This window comes from Pseudomonas fuscovaginae SE-1 (assembly GCF_000364705.1).
Lineage (GTDB): Bacteria > Pseudomonadota > Gammaproteobacteria > Pseudomonadales > Pseudomonadaceae > Aquipseudomonas > Aquipseudomonas fuscovaginae_A.
Genome location: NZ_AQOH01000244.1, coordinates 1 through 415 on the forward strand (window position 1 = coordinate 1; position 415 = coordinate 415).

A 415-nucleotide genomic window follows, 5' to 3' on the forward strand; every position below is an offset into this window, starting at 1 on the left:
GCGCTTTCAGCCACATCCGTCGACAGGCTTGGCCTGCCAACGAATGTGGCTCTGGCGATGAAAGCCAATGTCGCCGTTATTCAAGCGGTGCAGTCTCAAGTGGAAATCATCGAGGATCGCCTGCTGCATGAGGTTTCCTTACGTCCGGAGTTTTCGCTATTGAAAACGATGCCGGGGATTGGCGAAGTTCTGGCAACCGTCATCATGCTGGAAACCGGAAGTATTGAGCGTTTTGCCAGCGTTGGAAATTTTGCTTCTTATGCTCGATGCGTCAAAAGTGAGCATTACTCCAACGGCAAGAAAAAGGGTGAAGGCAATGCCAAGAATGGCAACGCCTACTTGATCTGGGCCTTTATCGAAGCGGCTAATTTTGCCCGGCGATTCAGTGACGACGCAAAACGCTTTTTCGAAAAAA

1 protein-coding gene is annotated in these 415 nt (G+C 50.4%); it reads left to right on the forward strand.

The window, feature by feature from the left end; genetic code table 11:
- On the forward strand, positions 1-415 hold a 415-nt coding region (locus K675_RS0120940; RefSeq protein ID WP_017905431.1), incomplete at both ends, for a transposase.